Genomic DNA, 21,358 nt, shown 5'->3' on the forward strand with positions numbered 1-21,358 from the left:
GGCCGAGGCCGCGGCCGCGCCGGCTCCCGCTGCCGCCTACTACGCCAACTGCGCGGCAGTCCGGGCGGCCGGTGCCGCGCCCATCCACGCCGGCCAGCCGGGCTACAGCGGAAAGCTGGACCGCGACGGCGTGGGCTGCGAATAGCCGGATCCCGCTGTTTCGGCTCCCCTACTGCTGTTCCTCTCCCGCAAACGGGTAGTCCTCCTCGTCCCCGCCCGGGGTTGCTGCCGACTGCTCAATGGCGTCCGCTTCAGCAGCGTCCTCGAGTGCGACGTGCGGTGCGGGAACATCGGTCATGGCCCCAGCAACGCGGGGTCTTTCACGGCCCGATCCTCGCAGGATATTGAGTGGCCGCTGACCCCGTGCTGCTGCTCATGCCGTCAGCTCAGATATCCGTTCGGGTTGAGGACGTACTTGGTGGCGGCGCCGGCGTCGAATTCGGCGTAGCCCTTGGGTGCATCGTCCAGCAGAATCGGCTTCGCGTTGACGTTCTTGGCGATTTGCACCCTGTCGTGCAGGATGGCCATCATCAGCTGCCGGTTGTACTTCATCACCGGACACTGCCCCGTGGTGAAGCTCAGCGATTTCGCCCAGCCCGTGCCGAGGCTCAGGCTCAGCGACCCCTTCTTTGCGGCCTCGTCCACGCCCCCGGGGTCGCCCGTCACGTAGAGCCCGGGAATCCCGAGTGCGCCACCCGCAGCCGTAAGTTCCATGAGCGAGTTCAGCACAGTGGCCGGGGCCTCCTGCGCGCCCGAGCCGTGGCCCTTGGCCTCGAAGCCCACGGCATCCACGCCACAGTCCACCTCCGGCACGCCGAGGATCTGCTCGATCTGCTCCGCCGGACCGCCCTTGGACAGGTCCACGGTTTCGCACCCGAAGCTGCGCGCCTGCGCGAGCCGCTGCTCATTCAGGTCACCGACAATTACGACGGCGGCACCCAGCAGCTGCGCGCTGGTCGCCGCAGCGAGGCCAACAGGACCGGCACCGGCGACGTAAACAGTGGAGCCGACACCCACGCCGGCACTCACGGCGCCGTGGTACCCGGTGGGGAAGATGTCCGAGAGCATGGCGAGGTCGAGGATTTTCTCCATGGCTCGGTCCTTGTCCGGGAACTTCAGCAGATTCCAGTCGGCGTACGGCACCAGCACATAGTTGGCCTGGCCGCCCACCCAGCCACCCATGTCCACGTAGCCGTAGGCGCTGCCCGGGCGGTCCGGGTTCACGTTCAGGCAGATGCCGGTCTTGCGCTCCTTGCAGTTCCGGCAGCGGCCGCAGGCAATGTTGAACGGCACCGAGCAGAGGTCACCCACCTTGATGAACTCGACGCCCGGCCCCACTTCCACTACCTCGCCGGTGATTTCGTGGCCCAGGACCAGGTCCGGCGGCGCCGTTGTCCGCCCCCGGACCATGTGCTGGTCGGAGCCGCAGATGTTGGTGGCCACCGTCTTGAGAATTGCCCCGTGAGGAACCGAACGCCCCACGTTTGCCGGGTTAACGCCCGGCCCGTCCTTGAGTTCAAAGCTGGGGTAGTCGATGTCAATGACTTCCACCTTGCCGGGCCCTTTGTAGGCAACGGCTTTGTTCCCTTCCATCTTTTCCTCCTGGCGTCACGGACCCTCCCCAATGAAGGGCCGGCTGTGATTCATCAAGCGTCCTGATGTTCCCTCCAGGGCGGGTACAGACGGCAGACCGGACGGCGTCGTCGGTGCCTTTGATGGTGGAGGGTGCCGCCAGTCTAAGACGCCCGCCTTGGTGAGGTCTATAACGTTCCGCGATCATCGCCCGGCAGGGCCTGGTGGCGGATAAATACGCAACACTATTGGGTCTTTTTGATCAGGCCGGACAGGCCTACGTTGGGACAAGCGGGCCGTCCAGCCGGGACGGCCAGAACCATGGAGGAACTTGCTATGTCCACGCATGTCGCCGACTGCAGCGTATCCAACTGCTCCTTCAACGATCACACCCACTGCAATGCCGAGGCCATCACGGTCGGCGGCACCACAGACCACGCCTCCTGTGCCACGTTCATCGACACCGGAATCCACGGCGGGCTGCCCAAGGTCCTGGCCGGAGTCGGTGCCTGCCAGCGCGGGGAGTGCGTCCATAACGACCACCTGATGTGCCAGGCACCGGAAGTCCACGTGGGCCCGGGCCCGGACAACGCCGACTGCCTTACGTACGCCCACACGTAAGCCGATCGGGGCACTTCCGCCAACGCTGCAGATGGCCTTCACCGTCAGAGCCTTCATTGTCAGAGCCACTTGCTAGATTCGAATTAGCACACCGGGAGCCCTCCCGGAGTGAGGCTGCCAATGGGGAGGCCCCATGTTCCTGCTCGATGCCCTGACGCTGGAAGCACCCGCCGATCTGGTGTTCTCGGCCAGTGACCTTGTGGCCGCAAGCGAGTGCGAATACCGCACCCTCCGGATCCTGGACGAGAAACTCGGCCGCTCCTCCAAGGCCGACTTTCCCGCCGACGAGATGCAGGCCCGCGCCGGCAAACTCGGCGATCTCCACGAGCACCAGGTGCTGGCCGGCCTCATCGCAGAGTACGGCGCCTGGGATCCGGCCCGCGGCACCGGCGTGTACTGCGTGGAGCGCGGAACCACCGCCCGGTCAGACCTGGCCGCCAGGCACGAAGAAACGGCAGCGGCGCTCCGGGCAGGGGCCGACGTAGTCTTCCAAGCAACCTTTTTCGACGGCGAATTCCTCGGCTATGCGGACTTCCTGGTTAAGGATGGCACTGGCAGCGAGAGCACTGGCAGCGAGGCCGCGGACAAACCCGGTCCTGACGCCAACGGCGGCCGCTACGCCGTATGGGACACCAAGCTGGCCAGGCATGCCAAGGTGGGCGCGCTTCTGCAGCTTGCCGCCTACGGGGACCAGCTGATCAAACTCGGACTTAATCCCGCTCCCCGCGTCACGCTGGTGCTGGGCAACCTCGAACGAAGCATCCACTCGCTCACCGACCTGCTGCCGGTGTACCGCGAGCGCCGCGACCGCTTCCGCGAACTGACCGCCGCACACCGCGTCTCCGGTGTTCCCGTGGCGTGGCAGCAGCCGGGCATCGGCTATTGCGGAAGGTGCGACTACTGCGCCGAGCAGGTGTCCGAACACCGCGACCTGCTGATGGTGGCCGGCATGACCTCCGTCCAGCGGAAAAAACTGATCGCTGGCGGCATCACCAGCATCGATGCCCTCGCGGAGTTGCCTCCGGAGAAGGCCACCGGGTCAACCCGGCGCCTGCGTGACCAGGCCCGCATGCAGACCGCCCGTGAATCTCCGGACGGTTCGCGGACCTTCCTCAAGGACGGCCAGGAACATACCATCACCTTCAAAGTGTTGCCTGAGAACGCCCTGGCCAGCATCCCCGCTCCCAGCGACGGCGACATCTTCTTCGACTTCGAAGGCGACCCGCTGTGGCAGGATCCCGTCACGGGCCAGTGGGGATTGGAATACCTCTTTGGCGTGATCGAGGCGCCCCTGCCCGGGGATCCACCCGGCGCGACGCCCGTGTTCCGGCCTTTCTGGGCRCATTCCCGTTCTGGTGAACGGCAGGCGTTCCTCGACTTCCTCGCCTACGTGGAGGAACGCCGCGCCAGGTATCCGGAGATGCACGTCTATCACTACGCGCCGTACGAAAAGACAGCGCTGCGCCACCTCTCGCTGACTCACGTCGCCGGCGAGGACATTGTGGATTCCTGGCTTCGCGAGGGAGTCCTCGTGGACCTCTACGCCACAGTGCGGCACTCGCTCAGGATTTCGGAGGCCTCCTACTCCATCAAGAAACTCGAGCCGCTGTACATGGGGAGCAACCTGAGGTCCGGAGACGTCAAAGACGCCGGTGCTTCGGTGGTGGCCTACGCGGCGTTCTGCACCGCACGCGACGGCGGACCCGAGACTCAGGCCGAGGCCGCTGCCATCCTTTCCTCCATCTCCGACTACAACCAGTACGACTGCCTCTCCACCCTGCGCCTGCGCGACTGGCTGCTGCAGCTGCGCGGGCCGTCCGCCTCTGACGCCTCCCGTGAGGCGACCGTCCCGGCCATCGCCTCTGAGGGCGGTGCCGCCGAGTCCGGCGCGGAACCGCCTGCGGAGGAAGAAACCCTTCGCTCCTATCTGGATTCACTCCCGGATAACCATGAACTCACCGCCGACGAACAGGCCGTGGCGATGGTGGCGGCGGCTACGGGCTATCACCGCCGGGAACGCAAGCAGTTCTGGTGGGAGCATTTCGACCGCCTTGAATCGGAGGTGGACCGCTGGTCGGACCAGCGCAACGTCTTCGTGGTTGAGGACGCTTCCGTGGTCTCCGACTGGGCACCGCCCAGCTCCCGCGCCCGCACGGAATCCAGGACCCTGCGGCTCACCGGCACCATGAGCGAAGGCTCGGAGTTCCGCACAGGCTCCACGTGGTTCCGGATGTTCGAGGATCCCCTGCCCGACGGTCTCGGAGAGGTCGACGGCGGCCGTACGCCGCGGGCTCCGGGCACAGCCGCCGATTCAATTGGGCGGGAGGCGCTGTCCCGCGACGGAATCTTCGGCACTCTGGTGGAGGCGGTTGAGGACCACCCCGGCCAGCCGGGCAAGACCATCATCACCATCACCGAGAAGTCAACAGGCAAGGTACCGCCGTACTTCCAGTTGCCCGTGGCCCTCACCCCGGACCGGCCCATTCCCACAGCGAACATCGAGGCGGCCCTGGCCGACCTCGCGCAACTCGTAGGGTCCACGCTTCCATCGCTGCCCAAGCACTCCGGACTCGACGTCCTCCGCCGGGTGCCCCCGCGCCTGGCCACGCTGGAGGCACTCCCGGCAGTCGGCCACGACGACTCCGGCAACGCTGACTACGTCTCAGCCATCACTGAAGCCCTCGGCGATCTGGACAGGTCCTACCTCGCAGTCCAGGGGCCGCCGGGGACGGGCAAGACGTACGTTGGCTCGCACGTCATCGCACGCCTGGTGCGACGCGGGTGGAAGGTGGGCGTCGTTGCCCAGTCGCACGCGGTCATCGAGAACATGCTCTGCACGGCCATCGAGAAGGCGGGCGTCGACCCGCGGGTTGTGGCCAAGGACGTCAGGGCTCCGCGCTCCGGCTCCGACGTCCCCTGGCACCTGACCACGGACAATGACGTCGCACGGATCCTCACCGGCGATGGGGGTTGCTTGATCGGCGGGACGGCCTGGACCATGACTGGCAAGTGTGTACCCGCCGGCTCACTGGACTTGCTGGTCATCGACGAGGCGGGCCAGTATTCGCTGGCCAACACCCTTGCCGTTGCCCGGTCTGCAAAGCGCCTCCTGCTGCTCGGCGATCCCCAGCAACTGCCCCAAGTCACGCAAGGCTCCCATCCGCAGCCTGTTGACGAGTCAGCCCTCGGCTGGCTGTCCGCCGGCCACGCCACCATGCCCGCCGAGATGGGCTACTTCCTCGCCGATTCCTGGCGGATGCATCCCCAGCTGTGTCAGGCGGTTTCGCTCCTCAGCTACGACGGCAGGCTCGAGTCAGCGCCGGCTGCCACGTATCGGCAGCTGGACGGCGTGCCGGCCGGTGTGGAGACGGTCCTCGTGGAGCACACCGGCAACACGACGAGTTCCAAAGAGGAGGCCGCGAAGATCGTCGAACTGGCAAACGACCATATCGGCCTCAAATGGACTCCCGGCATGGCTGATCCGGTCCGCCGGCTCGAGGCAAAAGACATCCTGGTGGTGGCCGCCTACAACGCCCAGGTGCAGGCCATCCGGCATGCGCTCGACCGGAAGGGGCTGGCAGAGGTGCGGGTGGGAACGGTCGACAAGTTCCAGGGGCAGGAAGCTCCCGTGGTGCTCGTGTCCATGGCGTGCTCTGCCATTGCCGAAGCACCCCGCGGCGCAGAGTTCCTCCTGAACCGCAACCGCATCAACGTTGCTGTGTCACGCGGCCAGTGGCGGGCGGTGATCGTCCGCTCCCCCGAGCTGACAAACTACATGCCCAACAAACCCTCGGCTTTGGAGGAGCTTGGTGCTTTCATCGGGCTCAGTCCGCGCCCTCCCCGGCTGTGAGCGTTTAGTCGACGCCGACAGCCCGCACGTCGAAGGACCGTCCACCCGGCAGCTGTCCCGTCTGCCGGTCAACAAACCCCGTCAGCCCACCACGTTGAAAGTGTTGAACTTCCCCTCGGCCGGGGTCATCTTCTCGTCAACGTGGGCTACCCGGCCGGGAGCTTGGCTGGATCCGAGCCAGCGCCGGAATTCGATGATGACCGGCTGCGGCCCCTCGGCGACGACGGCGACCGAACCGTCGTCGTCGTTCCTTACCGAACCGGTGATTCCCAACTCGTCGGCTTTGCGCGCCGTCCAGTAGCGAAAGCCGACGCCCTGGACTGCCCCGGTGACGCGCGCCGTGAGGCGCACGCTGTCCGCATCTGACGCATTTGAGTGAGTCATGAGTCCAATGTAGCGCCGGGTCTTCGGTCCCGACAGGCTCGAGCAGCACACCCTGACCGACCAGCGGGACGGTCCCGAGAGGCCCGACCAGCACGCACTCATCGCCCAGCGGTTGTCAGCCCGCGGGACGGAGGGATGTGATCATCTTGCGAATGTCCCTGTACTCGGCCGTCTCCTTGTATGCCTCAGGTGTGTCCACGAACGGTTCGTTGCCGGGCGTCGTGTCGAACGGGTTGTAGACACCGCCAAACATCGCACCGCTCGGCGGCCAGGTGAAGAAGTGGAAAATCGGGCAGGCCTCAGTTCCGGTGGGCTCCGGCGCGGATGTGATGCCGTAGGCAAGGATATTCGCCTTCGTCGGGTCGGTTGCTTCGGGGTCCATGCGGGACTCGAAGGCGAACCGGGGTGTCTTTCCTGCCTGGGCCAGCGCAGGCAGAGGCTGGGAGTCCAGCATTCCGTAAGGCTGCTTCTTGGTGCACTCGGCGCCGGTGACCACGTTGGTGCGCAGGGTGGCCATGGACTTTCCGTTGGCCTTGGAGACTTCCACAAAAGCGCCGCCGCCTGCGGGCGTTTGCCCGGCCGGATCCTTGATGGTCCAATCGGCCGGGTAATCAAAGGACAGCGAACCGTCCGTCGTCGTAAAGGTCTTCCAGCCTTCGGCGGGCGTGGTGGCGCCCGCCGAAGGGGTAGCCGACGGCGACGATGTGGCGCTCGCGCTGGCGGACGCTGTGGGCGATCCCCCTGCCGGAGACGTTGTGGGCGGAGCCGATGCCGGCGAACCGCAGGAAGCGAGCAGGAGCGCCACGCACACACCCGAGAAAACCGTCACTGCTGATGATGCTGATGCTGATCGGCGCATCAAGGCCCCTCCTCAAAGGTTAGAAAAGACGATGGATTAATTGTGCGGCAGCCGACCTTGGAAAAACCTTGGAATCGGCCCGATCGCTACCGAACCGTTGCCGCCATAGCCCATTCCCGACGATTTCAACAGGCTGAGGAGAGGTTGGTAACGGTTTATGCATGCAAGACCTTGTAAACCAAGCAATGCCCTGTCTCGCAATAGCCGTTGCCGTAGCCGCAGGGCTGTTCCTCTCCTGGCTGCTCCGCAGAATCCTCCTCCGCCTCAACCGCAGGCTACCCGCGCTGCGCGAGACCTCCCGCATGGGCCGGGTTCCGCTCCGCCTGGCCCTCTGCCTGACCGGCATCCGGATCGCCCTGGCACTCATCACGGACGACGCCCCGTGGCGCACGAATGTGGACCACATCCTGCTGATCGCGCTCATCGCCTCTGTGGCCTGGCTGGCAGTTGCCATCCTGCTGATCATCGAAGCACTGATGCTCATGCACTACAGCGTGGACGTGGCGGACAACCGCCGCGCAAGACGCCTGCGCACCCAGGTGATTCTCGCCAGGCGCATCGGCATAGCCCTGGTGGTCATTTTGGCGCTCGGCATCGCGCTGCTCACCTTCCCGGACGTCCGGGCCCTCGGGGCAGGCATCCTGGCCTCGGCCGGACTGATCTCCATCGTTGCCGGCCTGGCGGTACAGTCCGCACTGGTCAACGTTTTCGCCGGCGTCCAGCTGGCCTTCACCGATGCCATCCGCGTTGACGACGTAGTGGTGGTGCAGAAGGAATGGGGCCGGATCGAGGAGATTACCCTGACCTACGTGGTGGTCCACATCTGGGATGACCGCCGCCTCATTCTTCCCTCCACCTACTTCACCACCACGCCCTTCGAAAACTGGACGCGTGGGCATCCTCCAGGTCACCGACGCCACCAGCGGCTTCGTGCGCGTCCGGATCCTCGTGAGTGCCGCGGACAGCGCCTCCCTGTTCGACCTGCGCTGCCTCGTCCGCGAAGAGTTGGTGGGATTCCTGCAGCGACAGCATCCGCAGGCACTGCCCCATGTCCGCTGGGAAACCGTCAATTCCTCGCAGCAAAATTCAACGCAGCCACATGCCACGATTACCTCGCCCCAGCGCCCGTAGCTTGAGGCGCAGCCTAGGCAGCCGTCGGATCCGCGCGACTCCCAGCTGTTCACCGGTACCATTGCAGCCGTGGAGCGGTCGCGCGCCTTCAGCGGCCCGGGAGAGGAAGTGTTCGAGGACCGGGAAAAGACCTGTCCGCCCACGAATGACGCTCGGACAGCCTGACAGCCTGACAGCCTGTATCCTCCCGGAGAATCAAACCCGGAGCATCCGCCACGTTTGCATCAGACCGCCGCTTCGGGACGACCGGCGCTTCCGGACACAGCGAAGCCCCGCTGCCGCGGTTGCGGCAACGGGGCTTCTCAGCTGCGTACTGAGCTGTCCCAGTTCACGGGCCGCGTCAGTTGGCGGGCCGCGTACTGACCCGGGTCAGTTGGCGGGCCGGGTCATGCGTTTACGGTGATATCCCGCGTGCGGTGGTCGTACCGGATGGTGAGGCGGCCGCCGTCGTGGTGCAGTTCGTGGTTTGCACCGTCGAAAGCACCGAAAGCGCCGTAGTTCTCCTCCCAGGAGCGGTTCAGCGCGATCTTGAAAGTGTAGTGGCCGGCCGGAATGTCAGCCGTCAGCTTCCACAGCTGGTCGAGGGCGTCGAGCTCCATCTGGGCTTCGTCATACTGCGGAGCCCAGTTCTCCGGGGCACCCAGCAGCGTGTTGAAGTCACCGGCAACGGCTACCGCTTCCGGCTGCGGGGCAGTTTCGACGGCGGGAGCTTCAGTTTCGGAGCTCGCCTCGGCCTTCTTGCTGCGAACCGCCTTGGCAACGGGAGCAACCGCGTCTTCGATCAGCTTGGCAGCCTTGTCCACGACCTTCGCAGCCTTGGACGGAGCCTTCCCAGCCTTGACAGCAGCTGCCTTCTTAGCGGCAGGTTTGGCGGGCACGGCCACCGGAAGGGGCGTGTTGGCAGGAACCGGCGTTCCGGCGTCGAGCGCTACAGCGAAGCTGTCGGCGTCCGCGAACGCGACAGTAGCTCGCAGGCCGTCTTCGGTGATGGTCCAGCCGGAGCGGCCCTTGACCAACCAACCGGCCTTGACCAGCTTGGCCGTGGCAGTAGTGAGCGACTTGTGGCCGCGGGGGATCCCCCCGCTGAGCAGTTCAGCCTCGTAGGCGTTCAACGGAACTCGGATGAGTGCCTCGGCGAGTACTTCGCCAGCATTCTGCGACTCACCAGTCAACACCCCCTCCGCCAGAACGTCCAGCACGGCCTTCAGCCGGAAGTTGGTGTTTTCTGCGGCAGTCTTGCGCATGGTTCCCCTTAAAGAGCGATTGTTCCCCCAGTAGTTTGCCAAGTAGACGGTAAATCTGGCGACTTGAAATGGTAAATACCGCGTGTCGCGACCGGATATGACGCGGATTACACCCGATCTGAGCCTGGAGTCTCGGATTTCCGGACGTCGGCCGCCGCGGTGGTGCAGCCAAAACCCAGCTGACCGGGTGGTTGACAAAGGAGTGCATTTCCCGCCGCGCGCAATCGAAAGTAGGCTTACCATGTGCGTTGATTACCAGGACAGCACAGCACTGGAAAGGATGAAGGCCATGAGCGTGCACAATGCCAAGGAAGACGGCTTCATAGTCCCGAACCCCTCAAAGATCCGCGACGACGGCCCCGGCGACGCGGGCGATGACGCCAACGCAATCCGCTTCAGTGAAGAGCAGGCGCTGATCGAGGAACAGTCCCACGGAATCCGCCCCGAGCGCTACGACATCCCGTCCGGCGGGCCCACCATGGCCGAAGCGCGCGGCAATATGGACTTGTCGGATGACACCGGGGATGCAACTTCGGGCGACAGCAGCGACGACGGCCTGCACGGCGGAGCTGAGCAGTAAAGCGCCGAAGCAATAGAGCACTGAAGCAGTAAAGCTCCCGACGTCGGCACGCCGGATTGCGGCGGCCAGGACGGGAGTCCGGGCCTACTGCCGGTAGCCCTCGACTTCGCTGGCGGGCCGCACGTCGGCCTCGTCAGGATCCTCCCCGGCCTTCGCCTTGGCCCGGCGCTGCCGCAGCAGATCCCAGCATTGATCCAGGGCCTCCTCCACCTGCCGCAGCCGGGCCAGCCGATCCTCCGGCTCCGGGCTGGCGCCGTCCGACGCGTGCCCCTCCCCCACCTCGCGCAGTCGGTGCTCTTCGTCAACCAGCGACTGGATCCGCTGCAGAATGTCCTGATTGTCCATCGCTTGCACTCCTCACATCATGCGGCTCGCCAATACCAGCCGGCTCAGCAGGCCTGGAATTTCCAGCCTAGTGAGGCTGGCCCGTCCGCGAAAGGGCCTGACCGCACAGCACCCAGCACTGCGCGGACCCCCAGGCACCGATCGTGCTGGCCACGCGGCAGACCGTTCGCTAGGCTTGAACGTAAGCATGCTTAGCATTCTGCTGGGAGCTTGTTCAACCACTTGCGAACCTGTCCGTGTTCAACCCCGCCATCAGGAGGAGCACCATGACCGATCAGTACACGTTCAAAAATCCCGTCACGGCTTACGAGCACATCGAGCCGCCGAAGCAGCACCAGCCCGAGCCCGGCCTGGACGCAAAGCTGGAACCCAAGGCCGATCTGGGTGAGGACACCTACCGCGGGACGGGCCGCCTCGAAGGGCGCAAGGCGATTGTCACGGGCGCCGACTCCGGCATCGGCGCTGCCACGGCGATTGCGTTCGCGCGCGAGGGTGCCGACGTCGTCCTCTCCTACCTTCCTGAAGAGGAAGAGGACGCCGCGAAGATCGCCAACCTGATCGAAAAGGCCGGGCGAAAGGCCGTGAAGGTTCCCGGCGACCTTAAGGACGCGAACACGTGCCGCGAGCTGGTGGACACTGCGCTCCGCGAGCTTGGCGGACTGGACCTCCTCGTGAACAACGCCGGCAAGCAGGTGGCACAGGCGGACATCGCCGACATCACCGACGAACAGTTCGACCACACGCTGAAGACCAACGTCTACGCCATGTTCTGGCTCACCAAAGCAGCGGTACCGCATCTTCCGGCGGGCTCCACCATCATCAACACGACGTCGATCCAGGCCTACAACCCCTCGCCCACCCTGGTGGACTACGCAACCACAAAGGCCAGCATCAACAACTTCACCAAGGGCCTCGCCCAACAGCTGGCGCCAAAGGGAATCCGGGTCAACGCGGTAGCTCCCGGCCCCATCTGGACACCGCTTCAGGTCAGCAGCGGCCAGCCCAAGGAAGCCCTCCCCGAGTTCGGCAAGGACACCCCGCTGGGACGGGCAGGCCAGCCCGCGGAACTTGCCCCTGCGTACGTGTTCCTTGCATCGGCGGAGTCGAGCTACGTCGTAGGCGAAACGCTGAACGTCAACGGCGGAAGCCCGACGCCCTAGCCGTTCCGACGAGTACCGCGCTGGTCCAAACCGCTGGTCCAACCCGCGTCTCACCCAGACGGGACGGTCCGGTGCATTACTGCACCGCTTTACGGAACCATGCCGCCGTCAGGCCCGGAATATGCCCCGGAAACACAGGCCCGCCGGCGGCACAGCCCGGCTGAAGTGGGGCAAGAATGCCGCCCAGGGAACCGTTCCGGCCATTGTGGCCCCGAAAGCAAGGTGCTTATAGTGGCGGTCTGCACACCCCTGAGCCACTCCGCCGCAAATACCTGATGAGGAGAGCCGGATGGAATCCCGCACCCTTGGTTCCCTGACCGTTTCCGCCCTCGGCCTTGGCTGCATGGGGATGAGCGAGTTCTACGGCACCGGCGATGAAAATGAGTCCATTGCCACGATCCGCACTTTCCTCGATGCCGGCGGCACCCTCCTTGATACAGCTGACATGTACGGGCCATTCACGAACGAGATGCTCGTGGGCACGGCGATCGCGGGCCGCCGCTCGGACGTGGTCCTTGCCACCAAGTTCGGTAACGAACGCCGCCAGGACGGTTCGTGGGTGGGCATCAATGGGCGGCCCGACTACGTCCGGTCCGCCTGCGATGCGAGCCTGCAGCGCCTCGGCGTGGACCACATCGACCTCTACTACCAGCATCGGGTGGACAAGACGGTACCGATCGAGGACACCGTGGGGGCCATGGCCGAGCTCGTCGAGGCCGGCAAGGTCCGGCACCTGGGCCTGTCCGAGGCCAGCGCCGAGACCATCCGCCGGGGCCACGCGGTCCACCCCATCACGGCCCTGCAGACCGAATACTCCCTGTGGGAGCGCGAACCCGAAACGAAGGTCTTCCCCGTGCTCGAGGAACTCGGCATTGGATTCGTCCCCTACAGCCCGTTGGGCCGGGGCTTCCTGACCGGCCAGCTGCGGAGCCCTGACGACTTCGCACCGGATGACTTCCGTCGCCACTCGCCCCGGTTCCAGGGCGAAAACTTCACCCGCAACCTGGAGCTCGTGGACCGGGTGAAGGACCTTGCGGATGAGAAGCAGTGCTCGCCCGCACAGCTGGCGCTCGCGTGGCTCCTTGCGCAGGGCGAACACATCGTGCCCATTCCCGGCACCAAGAAGCGGGAGCGGCTTAACGAAAACCTGGGGGCGACCGCCGTCGAGCTTTCCGCAGAGGACCTGGCGCGCCTCGATGAACTGGCCCCGGCGGGAGCCGCGGCTGGCGCGCGCTATCCGCACATGAACACGATCGACACCTAAACCGACCCCGCAGCACCGAAAGGGAATCCCATGACCGGCAGCACCGAGGGCACCAGCGGCACTGGCGATACAAGCGAAGATCAGGTCCTCGACCAGTGGAGCCGACGGCTCACCCAGGCCCTGCAGATCCTGGACCTCAAGGTTGACCACGGGCTGGTCCGCCGGCTCGCCGACGAATCGGCGCAGGCTGTCAACGGTTCCGCCGGGCCCGTCAGCGCCCTGCTCGTGGGCTACGCGGCCGGCCTTGCAGCCCAGCACGGAAAGACCACGCCAACGGAGGCCGTGGAGTCCGCTGCGCAGGTGGTGCTGCAGCTGTGCGAGCACGGAGCCGACGGCGGCCCGGACAGCAAGGGCTGGTCCAGCACCGCTCAATGACCGTTAGCGGTACCACGCAGGTGCGCCGGCCCGCCAGCGCACGCGCGGGAGGTCCCCGTGACGCCGTGGCCCCGAGACCCCTGCCCCGGCGACTCAGGCTGCGCCCGTCAGGCCGTGGCCGGCTCCAGCCGCACTAGCACCGCCTTCGAGACCGGGGTGTTGCTTCCCTCCGCCACGCTGTCTAGCGGAACCAGCACATTCGCCTCGGGGTAGTACGTGGCGGCGCAGCCCTGGGCCGTGGGATAGGACACCACGCGCAGGTTCTTCATGATCCGCTCCACGTCGTCCTCATAGACTCCGTGGATATCCACGAACTGGCCGTCGCTGAGGCCGAGCTCAGCGATGTCCTCGGGGCTGACGAACACCACGTTCCGGCCCTTCTTGATGCCGCGATAGCGGTCGTCGTGGCCGTAGATGGTGGTGTTGAACTGGTCGTGCGAGCGCACAGACTGCAGGATCAGGGTTCCCGCCGGCCGCTCCACGTGCTCCAGGTGGTTGACCGTCAGCATCGCCTTGCCCGTGGGCGTGTGGAACGTGCGCGAGTCCCTCGGGCCGTTCGGCAGCACGAAGCCGCCCTTTTGCCGGATCTTGTCGTTGTAGTTTTCACACCCGGCCACGACGTGGGAAATGTGCTCGCGGATGAGGTCGTAGTTCTTCTCGAAGCCGTCCCAGTCCGCGCTGGTCCTTCCGGCCACCGTCTCCCGTGCAAGGCGGCAGACGATGGCCACCTCGGACAGCAGATTCGGCGCGACTGGCCTCACCTTGCCCTCCGAGGAGTGGACGGCGCACACGGTGTCTTCAACAGAGACGAACTGCGGCCCCGACGCCTGCATGTCAATCTCCGTGCGTCCCATGGTGGGCAGGATGAGCGCCTCCTTGCCGGTCACGGTGTGAGAGCGGTTGATCTTCGTGGAGATCTGCACCGTCATTTCAGTGTTCTCCATGGCCGCCTCCGCAGCGTGGGTGTCCGAAATGGCGGCCACGAGGTTGCCTCCCAGCGCCACGAAAACCTTAATGTCGCCGTCGCGCATGTTCCTGATGGTCTGGACGGAATCCGCGCCGTGCTCACGGGGCGGGTCGAACGCGAATTCCTTGCCGAGGGCGTCCAGGAAGGCTGGCGGCATCTGCTCCCAGATGCCCATCGTGCGGTCGCCCTGGACGTTGCTGTGACCGCGGATGGGCGAGGCGCCGGCGCCCGGCTTGCCCATGTTGCCGCGCAGGAGCAGCAGGTTGATGATTTCCTTGATGGTGGCGACGCCCTTCTTGTGCTGGGTGATGCCCATGGCCCAGGTGACGATGACCCTGTCCGCCTTCAGGTACCGGGCAGCTAGTTCGTCGATCTCGTCGCTCCGCAGGCCCGTGGCCTCAAGGACATTGTCCTCATCCAGCTCCGCCAGGTGCGCCCTGAGTTCCTCCAGCCCCTGGCAATGCTCCTCGAGAAACTGGTGGTCCAGCACCGTTCCGGGATTCTTCGCTTCTGCGTCGAGGACCCGTTTGGAGATGGCCTGCATAAGAGCCATATCGCCGCCGACGCGGATCTGCAGGAACTGGTCTGCTATTTCCGTTCCATGGCCAACGATTCCCTTGACCTTTTGCGGGTTCTTGTACCGCATGAGCCCGGCTTCCGGGAGCGGGTTGACGGCAACGATCTCGCAGCCGGCCTCCTTGGCCTCCTCGAGTGCCGTGAGCATGCGCGGATGGTTGGTGCCAGGGTTCTGGCCCATGATGATGATCAGCTGCGCCTTGGCGAAGTCGTCATAGGAAATCGTGGCCTTGCCGATGCCGATGGTCTGGCCCATGGCCCAGCCCGAGGACTCGTGGCACATGTTGGAGCAGTCCGGCAGGTTGTTGGTTCCAAAGGCACGCACATACAGCTGGTAGATGAAGGCAGCCTCGTTTGACGTCCGGCCACTCGTGTAGAAAGCAGCCTCGTCCGGGCTGGCCAGGCCCTTGAGTTTGTCGCCGAGAATCCTGAATGCCTCGTCCCAGCTGACCGGCCTGTAGTGGTCCTCCCCTGCAGGCTTGTAGACCGGCTCGGTGAGGCGTCCCTGCATTCCCAGCCAGTACTCGGGCTTTTGCCGCAGTTCACTGACCGGGTGCTCTGCCCAAAACTCCGACGCCACCACCACCGGCGTGGCCTCCCATGTGACGGCCTTCGCGCCGTTCTCACAGAATTCAAAGGCCTTGCGGTGGTCGGGATCCGGCCACGCGCAGCTCATGCAGTCGAAACCGCCCTTCTGGTTCATGGCCAGCAGCGTTTTCTCGGTCCTGACCACGCCCATGTGCTTCAGGGCCGGCTGCATCGAGTGCAGGACACCGGGCATACCGGCTGCCCATTCCTTCGGCCTGCCCACCTCAAGGTCTTTGTCGTCAGCCTCTTCCACACGCGGATTCTTGCGCGGCATGCTGCACTCTCCTTGACTCGCTGCATCGTCTGGGTCCTGCTGCTTAGGGCCCGGGCACTACACATTGTGTTACCCCAGTCACAGGACTAGCAGGAATGGGAAGGGGCTGCAAGCATTTGGCCTGGAAGTTGGGACAGTGCTCTCTCGCCGGCGTGGCCCGGGAAGCCGCCCATCCTTCTCTGGCGCCCTGGAGCGGATCGGGAGGACAATTGGGGCACTACGCATTGACCGTTTGGAGCCGCCGTGCGTCGTTCCAACACCTGGCTAAGACGTCACAGGCTTGTGGCCTTCTTCATTCTGGCCTACGCAATTGCCTGGGCATCGTGGCCTCTCTACGCGGCAGGGCTGATGCCGCGGATGGAGTTCCTGCCCGTCGGCCCGCTCTTGGCGGCCGTCATTGTGATCGCCCTGGCCGAGGGCCGGCCCGGCTTCCGGGCCTGGGGCCGGCGGCTCGTGCGGTGGCGCGTGGGCTGGGTCTGGTACGCCGTCGCGCTTCTGCTTCCCGCGCTGCTGGTGCTGGTCACCGGCTTCATCAACATCGCTCTCGGCGCATCCGCCCCAGGGCTTGCGGACCTGACCTGGAACGGGCTGCTGATGGCCTTTGCCGTGCGTCTCGTCAACCCGTTGGACGGCCCCCTGGGTGAAGAACCGGGCTTCCGCGGCTACGCCCTTCCCCTCCTGCAGGCCGCCCGTCCGCCGCTGCAGTCGGCGGCGATCCTCGGCGTCCTTGTCGCCATCTGGCACCTGCCGCTCATCCTTTTCAACGGCCTAAGCCTGATCGGACTGCCGACGACGTTCGTCATCACCTTCCTGTACGTATGGCTCTTCAACCGCACGGGCGGAAGCGTTTTGCTGACCTTCCTGTTCCACAACAGCCAGGGCACCTTCACGGTCGGTTCCTTCGGCTTCACCGGCGCAGCCGGCGGCCGCGCTGAACTGATCTATTTCGCCGTGGTGCTCGCCGCGGTCCTGGCCACCCTGCTGCTCGACCGCAAAGCCTGGCGCAAGGCACCCCGCTCAGCCACCGCCATCGGGCGCTTCTCCCTCAAGATGCGCCCGATGTAAGGGCACCAGAAACCAAGGAGGAAAGATGTCCTCACCGCTCGCCTCAGCCGCCGGGCCGATCGCCCTGGTGGCCGGACTCGCATTCGCTGCTGTGGACGTCGCCCGCCTGCTCGCCGCCGACCGGAGCCTGGACAGGATCGAGATGATGCGCCAGACGCCGTTCGTGGTGACCAACGCACTGTACTGGGCGGTCTTCATCGGCCTCGTCCTCGCCCTCGTATCGGTCTACTTCCGCTCCGCCGGACGTACCGGCGGCCTCGGCGCCGTCGGCTTCTGTTTCGCGCTCGTTGGCACCCTGGACATGGCCGGCAACATGTGGTTCGACGGGTTCGCCGGCCCCTGGATCGCCGACGTTGCACCGGGCGCGATCCTCGCGGGCGGATCCGGAATGCTGGCTGTCGGCGGCCTCTCCAGCTATGTCCTGTTTGCACTCGGCTGGATAGTCTTCGGCATCACCGGCTGGCGGTCACGGATGTTCCCGGCGTGGGCGGGCGTGGCGTTTGTCGTGGCCGGCGTCCTGGGCTACAACGCGGGCCTTCCGCCGTACGGAATCCCCATCGGACTCACCATGGCCGCCCTGGGATGGTGGATTCTGCGCGGTTCCTCCCCGCGCCAGCCGGCCTCAGCCTGACAGTTCAGCCAGCAGCTCCGCCTTACGCTCGTCGCTGGCGAACGAGGACCCGATGGAGTTCGCGGCAAGCCGGACGCGGTCGAATTCGGACAGCCCCATGACCGATTCCAGCTGGGCGAAGTTATCGTCCACATAGCCGCCGAAATACGCCGGATCATCCGAGTTCACGCTCACGTTCAGTCCGGCCGCCAGCATCGCCGGAAGGGGATGGTCAGCCAGCATGTCCACCGCCCGCAACCGCACGTTCGACAGCGGGCAGACGGTCAGCGGCACGCGGTCGGCCACCAGCCGCTCCACCAGGTCGGGGTCCTCCATGCACCGGATGCCATGGTCGATCCGATCCACCCCCAGCACGTCCAGCGCCTCAATAATGTACGACGGCGGTCCCTCCTCGCCTGCGTGCGCGATCTTCCGCAGGCCTGCTTCGCCGGCCCGGGCAAACAGCCGCTCGAACTTGGCTGGCGGATTGCCGACTTCCGCAGAATCCAGGCCGATGCCCGTAATCGGCGCGTTCATCGCGATCAATGCTTCAAGAACCTCCAGCGCGGACTCTTCAGACAGGTCCCGCAGGAAGGCGGCGATCAGCAGGGTGGACATCCCAAACTCCTCCTGCGACGTGGCGAGCACTGAGGCCACACCGTTGACGCAGGTCTCCAATGAAACGCCGCGGGACAGATGGGCCTGCGGGTCCAGCATGATCTCCGCATGACGCACTCCCGCAGCCGCGGCCCGGCCAAGGTAGGCGCGGGTCATGTCAGCGAAGTCCTCCTCGGTCCGCAGCACCGCCATGTTGGCGTAGTACAGGTCCAGGAAGGACTGCAGGTCCGTGAATTCGTACCGCGCCCGCAGCTCGTCCAGGTCCGCATACGGCAGCTCGATGCCGTTGCGTTCGGCCAGTGCGAAGATCAGTTCGGGTTCCAGCGTTCCCTCGATATGCAGGTGCAGTTCGGCCAACGGCGTGAGCGGCGGGGCCGCCGGGCCCTCCGTTCCGTCCAGAATCGGGGCTTGATCGGTCGGTTCGGTGGCGGCGTCGTAAGTGTTCACTCCGCCAGAATAGTCCCCGGATCTGCCATCACCGCTAGAGTCGAATAGATGCGAAGTGAAAAGTATGCTGATCATCTGCCGGACCTGGCGCCTGACCACACAGCAGACGGCTTTGTCCGGGTGCGCGGAGCCCGCGAAAACAACCTTCGCAACGTGGACGTGGATGTCCCGCGCGACGCGATCGTCGCCTTCACAGGCGTCTCCGGCTCGGGTAAATCCTCGCTGGCGTTCGGCACCATCTACGCCGAGGCCCAGCGCCGCTACTTCGAATCCGTGGCGCCCTACGCCCGGCGCCTCATCCAGCAGGGGCACAACCCGAAAGTGGAGATGATCACCGGGCTGCCTCCCGCCGTCGCGCTTCAACAGCGCCGCGGCACGCCCAGCAGCCGGTCAACGGTGGGCACTGTCACCACGTTGTCGAACTCGCTCCGCATGCTGTTTTCGCGGGCCGGGACGTATCCGGCTGGTGCGGCGCAATTGGACTCGGATGCCTTCTCCCCCAACACCGCCGCCGGCGCCTGCCCCGAGTGCCACGGCCTGGGCATCGCGCACACCGTCAGCGAAGCGTCCCTGGTTCCCGACACCTCGCTCAGCATCCGGGACGGCGCCATCGCCGCCTGGCCGGGCGCGTGGCAGGGCAAAAACCTGCGCGACATCCTCACCCACCTCGGCTATGACGTGGACACTCCATGGCGGAAGCTCCCCAAGAAGCAGCGCGACTGGATTCTCTTCACCGACGAACAGCCGGTGGTAGAGGTGACGCCCCAGCGCGACCGCGTGGCCAAACCGTACAAGGGCCGCTTCTGGAGCGCGAAGAGCTACGTCCTGCACACCCTCGCCGACTCCAAGAGCAACACCATGCGCGAGCGTGTCCTGGCGTACATGGAAACCGGGCCGTGTCCCCGCTGCGGCGGCACCGGACTGACACCAGAGGCGTTGGCGGTGACCTTCGCCGGACACACCATCGCCGGACTGAACGCCGTTCCCATGGCCGAACTGGCAGAGATCATCCGTCCTACCGCGGAGCTCACCGATTCGGTCACCGCATCACGGCAGCAGAGCTCGGGCGAAGGCAACGAGGTGGCTGTCGCCATCACGCGGGATCTCCTGCAGCGGGTCAACGTGCTGCTGGAGCTTGGCCTGGGCTATCTGGCACTGGGACGCTCCACCCCCACGCTCTCCCCCGGCGAAATGCAGCGGCTCCGCATCGCCACCCAACTGCGCTCCGGGCTGTTCGGCGTGATCTACGTGCTCGATGAGCCATCCGCCGGGCTGCACCCCGCCGACGCCGAACCGTTGCTGGCGGTGCTCGACCAGCTCAAGTCGTCCGGCAACTCAGTGTTCGTGGTGGAGCACAACATGGACGTGGTGCGCCGTGCTGACTGGCTCGTGGACGTGGGGCCGCACGCCGGAGAAGGCGGCGGCGAGGTGCTCTACAGCGGTCCTGTGGCCGGCCTGGCCGACGTGGAGGAGTCCGTCACCCGGGCGTTCCTCTTTCCGGACGGTTCCGCCAGGTCAGCGGCCGACGGTGGCACTCGCCGTGAACCCGACGGCTGGCTTGAGCTGCGGGACATCAGCCGCCACAACCTGCGCGAGCTTGATGCAAACTTCCCGCTGGGCGTCCTGACTGCGGTGACCGGCGTCTCCGGCTCCGGCAAGTCGACGCTGGTCAGCCAGGTGCTCGCGGAAGTGGTCGGCGCCCGGCTGCATTCCGGGGCCGGGCCCGCAGACAGGGCAGCGTTGGAGGAGGAACCGGAGGACGCCGGCGAGGTCACAGCACCTTTGTCAGTGGGGCCCGTGTCCGGTCTGGACCGAGTGGACCGGCTGGTGACGGTGGACCAGAAACCGATCGGCCGGACCCCGCGCTCCAACCTCGCCACCTACACCGGGCTCTTCGACGCCGTCCGCAAGGAATTCGCCGCCACGGACGAGGCCAGGTCCCGGGGTTTCGGCGCAGGACGCTTCTCTTTCAACGTGGTGGGCGGCCGCTGCGAGACCTGCCAGGGTGAGGGTTTCGTGGCCGTGGAGCTGCTGTTCCTGCCCGGCAGCTACGGTCCATGCCCGGAATGCCATGGCTCGCGCTACAACCCGGAAACCCTGGAAGTCACCTACCGCGGCAAGAATGTGGCGGAAGTCCTGGGCATGACCGTCAATGCGGCAGCAGAATTCCTGGACGACGTTCCGGCGGCCGCGCGCAGCCTGCAGACCTTGCGGGACGTGGGTCTGGGATACCTCAGGCTGGGCCAGCCCGCCACTGAGCTCTCCGGCGGCGAAGCCCAGCGCATCAAGCTCGCCACCGAGCTGCAGCGAGCCCGCCGTGGCCACACGCTGTACCTGCTGGATGAACCCACCACCGGCCTGCACCCGGCGGACGTCCAGCTTCTCATGACGCAGCTGCACCGCCTGGTGGATGCCGGCAACACGGTGGTCGTCGTGGAACACGAGATGGATGTCGTGGCCGCCGCGGACTGGGTCATCGATCTGGGACCGTCGGGCGGTGACGCCGGCGGTGAGATTGTCGCCGCCGGTACGGCAGCCGCCGTCGCGCTTTCACCCGACAGCCGGACGGCGCCGTACCTGGCCACAGCACTGAATTCCTGAGGCGAAAGAGGCCGCCGCGGACCCGTCTGCGGCGGCCCCCGCTCGACTTGGGCGCCTGTCACATGGGCCTCCAGCCGCCCACTTGACTGTCAATATTGATCTCGATTTGATAACGGGGACTCACTGCTTTACCGTTGAACACATGCCCGCGCCACGCGGGCCCATGAATGCCCGGTGCCGCCTCCACCAGTTACTGCCCGGCCGGCGGACACCGAAATGACCTCTAT

General features: G+C 65.7%; 19 protein-coding genes. 11 read left to right on the forward strand and 8 right to left on the reverse strand.

Going from position 1 to position 21,358, the window contains the following annotated elements; all coding sequences use genetic code 11:
• On the forward strand, positions 1-145 hold a 145-nt coding region (locus tag AC1D14_RS21265; RefSeq protein ID WP_476969146.1), incomplete at its 5' end, for an excalibur calcium-binding domain-containing protein.
• Positions 146-169: 24 nt separating this feature from the next.
• On the opposite strand, the gene AC1D14_RS21270 is transcribed toward AC1D14_RS21265, so the two are convergent.
• Entirely contained in the window at positions 170-298 is a 129-nt protein-coding gene (locus tag AC1D14_RS21270; RefSeq protein ID WP_290369790.1) for a hypothetical protein, read from the reverse strand.
• A gap of 83 nt (positions 299-381) precedes the next feature.
• Positions 382-1,593: a formaldehyde dehydrogenase, glutathione-independent gene (gene fdhA / locus AC1D14_RS21275; RefSeq protein ID WP_230120144.1), complete on the reverse strand. Its 1,212-nt coding sequence runs from the start codon at positions 1,591-1,593 to the stop codon at positions 382-384.
• Positions 1,594-1,908: 315 nt separating this feature from the next.
• On the opposite strand from fdhA, the gene AC1D14_RS21280 reads away from it, so the two are divergent.
• The gene (locus tag AC1D14_RS21280; protein ID WP_230120143.1) at positions 1,909-2,193 is read left to right on the forward strand and encodes a DUF1540 domain-containing protein; all 285 of its coding nucleotides are present in this window, start codon (positions 1,909-1,911) and stop codon (positions 2,191-2,193) included.
• A 133-nt stretch (positions 2,194-2,326) separates the two neighbouring features.
• Complete coding sequence (locus AC1D14_RS21285) at positions 2,327-6,043, forward strand: TM0106 family RecB-like putative nuclease (protein ID WP_476969139.1); 3,717 nt, start codon at positions 2,327-2,329, stop codon at positions 6,041-6,043.
• Positions 6,044-6,124: 81 nt separating this feature from the next.
• Here AC1D14_RS21285 and AC1D14_RS21290 read toward each other — a convergent pair whose 3' ends face one another.
• On the reverse strand, positions 6,125-6,427 hold the full coding sequence (locus tag AC1D14_RS21290) for an acylphosphatase (protein ID WP_230120141.1): 303 nt from the start codon (positions 6,425-6,427) through the stop codon (positions 6,125-6,127).
• Between the two features lie 115 nt (positions 6,428-6,542).
• A complete protein-coding gene (locus AC1D14_RS21295; RefSeq protein ID WP_230120140.1) occupies positions 6,543-7,286 on the reverse strand; it encodes a hypothetical protein in 744 nt (247 codons plus the stop codon).
• Between the two features lie 185 nt (positions 7,287-7,471).
• Between AC1D14_RS21295 and AC1D14_RS21300 the strand changes: the two genes are divergently transcribed.
• On the forward strand, positions 7,472-8,422 hold the full coding sequence (locus tag AC1D14_RS21300) for a mechanosensitive ion channel family protein (RefSeq protein ID WP_476882412.1): 951 nt from the start codon (positions 7,472-7,474) through the stop codon (positions 8,420-8,422).
• A gap of 381 nt (positions 8,423-8,803) precedes the next feature.
• Here AC1D14_RS21300 and AC1D14_RS21305 read toward each other — a convergent pair whose 3' ends face one another.
• Positions 8,804-9,661 carry a pullulanase X25 domain-containing protein gene (locus tag AC1D14_RS21305; RefSeq protein ID WP_230120138.1) on the reverse strand — a complete coding sequence of 286 codons (858 nt, stop codon included), beginning with the start codon at positions 9,659-9,661 and terminating at the stop codon, positions 8,804-8,806.
• Between the two features lie 289 nt (positions 9,662-9,950).
• On the opposite strand from AC1D14_RS21305, the gene AC1D14_RS21310 reads away from it, so the two are divergent.
• The gene (locus tag AC1D14_RS21310; protein ID WP_476969140.1) at positions 9,951-10,241 is read left to right on the forward strand and encodes a hypothetical protein; all 291 of its coding nucleotides are present in this window, start codon (positions 9,951-9,953) and stop codon (positions 10,239-10,241) included.
• A gap of 84 nt (positions 10,242-10,325) precedes the next feature.
• On the opposite strand, the gene AC1D14_RS21315 is transcribed toward AC1D14_RS21310, so the two are convergent.
• A complete protein-coding gene (locus AC1D14_RS21315; RefSeq protein WP_230120136.1) occupies positions 10,326-10,586 on the reverse strand; it encodes a DUF2630 family protein in 261 nt (86 codons plus the stop codon).
• Positions 10,587-10,852: 266 nt separating this feature from the next.
• On the opposite strand from AC1D14_RS21315, the gene AC1D14_RS21320 reads away from it, so the two are divergent.
• From AC1D14_RS21320 to AC1D14_RS21330, 3 genes are all read left to right on the forward strand, one after another.
• On the forward strand, positions 10,853-11,746 hold the full coding sequence (locus AC1D14_RS21320; protein WP_230120135.1) for a glucose 1-dehydrogenase: 894 nt from the start codon (positions 10,853-10,855) through the stop codon (positions 11,744-11,746).
• 289 nt (positions 11,747-12,035) lie between these two features.
• Complete coding sequence (locus AC1D14_RS21325; protein WP_476882410.1) at positions 12,036-13,010, forward strand: aldo/keto reductase; 975 nt, start codon at positions 12,036-12,038, stop codon at positions 13,008-13,010.
• A gap of 30 nt (positions 13,011-13,040) precedes the next feature.
• On the forward strand, positions 13,041-13,385 hold the full coding sequence (locus tag AC1D14_RS21330) for a DUF6457 domain-containing protein (RefSeq protein ID WP_230120133.1): 345 nt from the start codon (positions 13,041-13,043) through the stop codon (positions 13,383-13,385).
• 107 nt (positions 13,386-13,492) lie between these two features.
• Here the strand turns inward: AC1D14_RS21330 and AC1D14_RS21335 are convergent, their stop codons facing one another.
• Positions 13,493-15,790 carry an FdhF/YdeP family oxidoreductase gene (locus AC1D14_RS21335; RefSeq protein ID WP_230120132.1) on the reverse strand — a complete coding sequence of 766 codons (2,298 nt, stop codon included), beginning with the start codon at positions 15,788-15,790 and terminating at the stop codon, positions 13,493-13,495.
• A 243-nt stretch (positions 15,791-16,033) separates the two neighbouring features.
• Between AC1D14_RS21335 and AC1D14_RS21340 the strand changes: the two genes are divergently transcribed.
• On the forward strand, positions 16,034-16,855 hold the full coding sequence (locus AC1D14_RS21340; protein WP_476969141.1) for a CPBP family intramembrane glutamic endopeptidase: 822 nt from the start codon (positions 16,034-16,036) through the stop codon (positions 16,853-16,855).
• A gap of 25 nt (positions 16,856-16,880) precedes the next feature.
• Positions 16,881-17,486 carry a hypothetical protein gene (locus AC1D14_RS21345; protein ID WP_230120130.1) on the forward strand — a complete coding sequence of 202 codons (606 nt, stop codon included), beginning with the start codon at positions 16,881-16,883 and terminating at the stop codon, positions 17,484-17,486.
• Here the strand turns inward: AC1D14_RS21345 and AC1D14_RS21350 are convergent.
• A complete protein-coding gene (locus AC1D14_RS21350) occupies positions 17,478-18,530 on the reverse strand; it encodes an adenosine deaminase (protein ID WP_476882406.1) in 1,053 nt (350 codons plus the stop codon). The two genes, AC1D14_RS21345 and AC1D14_RS21350, sit on opposite strands and share 9 nt — an antisense overlap.
• Positions 18,531-18,578: 48 nt before the next feature.
• Between AC1D14_RS21350 and uvrA the strand changes: the two genes are divergently transcribed.
• Positions 18,579-21,131, forward strand: a complete 2,553-nt coding sequence (uvrA, locus tag AC1D14_RS21355) for an excinuclease ABC subunit UvrA (RefSeq protein ID WP_476969142.1) — start codon at positions 18,579-18,581, stop codon at positions 21,129-21,131.
• Positions 21,132-21,358: the final 227 nt, after the last annotated feature.

This window comes from Arthrobacter sp. P1_B11 (assembly GCF_056406715.1).

Excerpts from the sequence above, each read along its gene's own strand:
- AC1D14_RS21270 (WP_290369790.1), bottom strand. The coding sequence starts at position 298 with ATGACCGATGTTCCCGCACCGCACGTCGCACTCGAGGACGCTGCTGAA.
- fdhA (WP_230120144.1), bottom strand. The coding sequence starts at position 1,593 with ATGGAAGGGAACAAAGCCGTTGCCTACAAAGGGCCCGGCAAGGTGGAA.
- AC1D14_RS21280 (WP_230120143.1), top strand. The coding sequence starts at position 1,909 with ATGTCCACGCATGTCGCCGACTGCAGCGTATCCAACTGCTCCTTCAAC.
- AC1D14_RS21290 (WP_230120141.1), bottom strand. The coding sequence starts at position 6,427 with ATGACTCACTCAAATGCGTCAGATGCGGACAGCGTGCGCCTCACGGCG.
- AC1D14_RS21295 (WP_230120140.1), bottom strand. The coding sequence starts at position 7,286 with ATGCGCCGATCAGCATCAGCATCATCAGCAGTGACGGTTTTCTCGGGT.
- AC1D14_RS21300 (WP_476882412.1), top strand. The coding sequence starts at position 7,472 with ATGCCCTGTCTCGCAATAGCCGTTGCCGTAGCCGCAGGGCTGTTCCTC.
- AC1D14_RS21305 (WP_230120138.1), bottom strand. The coding sequence starts at position 9,661 with ATGCGCAAGACTGCCGCAGAAAACACCAACTTCCGGCTGAAGGCCGTG.
- AC1D14_RS21310 (WP_476969140.1), top strand. The coding sequence starts at position 9,951 with ATGAGCGTGCACAATGCCAAGGAAGACGGCTTCATAGTCCCGAACCCC.
- AC1D14_RS21315 (WP_230120136.1), bottom strand. The coding sequence starts at position 10,586 with ATGGACAATCAGGACATTCTGCAGCGGATCCAGTCGCTGGTTGACGAA.
- AC1D14_RS21320 (WP_230120135.1), top strand. The coding sequence starts at position 10,853 with ATGACCGATCAGTACACGTTCAAAAATCCCGTCACGGCTTACGAGCAC.
- AC1D14_RS21325 (WP_476882410.1), top strand. The coding sequence starts at position 12,036 with ATGGAATCCCGCACCCTTGGTTCCCTGACCGTTTCCGCCCTCGGCCTT.
- AC1D14_RS21330 (WP_230120133.1), top strand. The coding sequence starts at position 13,041 with ATGACCGGCAGCACCGAGGGCACCAGCGGCACTGGCGATACAAGCGAA.
- AC1D14_RS21335 (WP_230120132.1), bottom strand. The coding sequence starts at position 15,790 with ATGCCGCGCAAGAATCCGCGTGTGGAAGAGGCTGACGACAAAGACCTT.
- AC1D14_RS21345 (WP_230120130.1), top strand. The coding sequence starts at position 16,881 with ATGTCCTCACCGCTCGCCTCAGCCGCCGGGCCGATCGCCCTGGTGGCC.
- uvrA (WP_476969142.1), top strand. The coding sequence starts at position 18,579 with ATGCGAAGTGAAAAGTATGCTGATCATCTGCCGGACCTGGCGCCTGAC.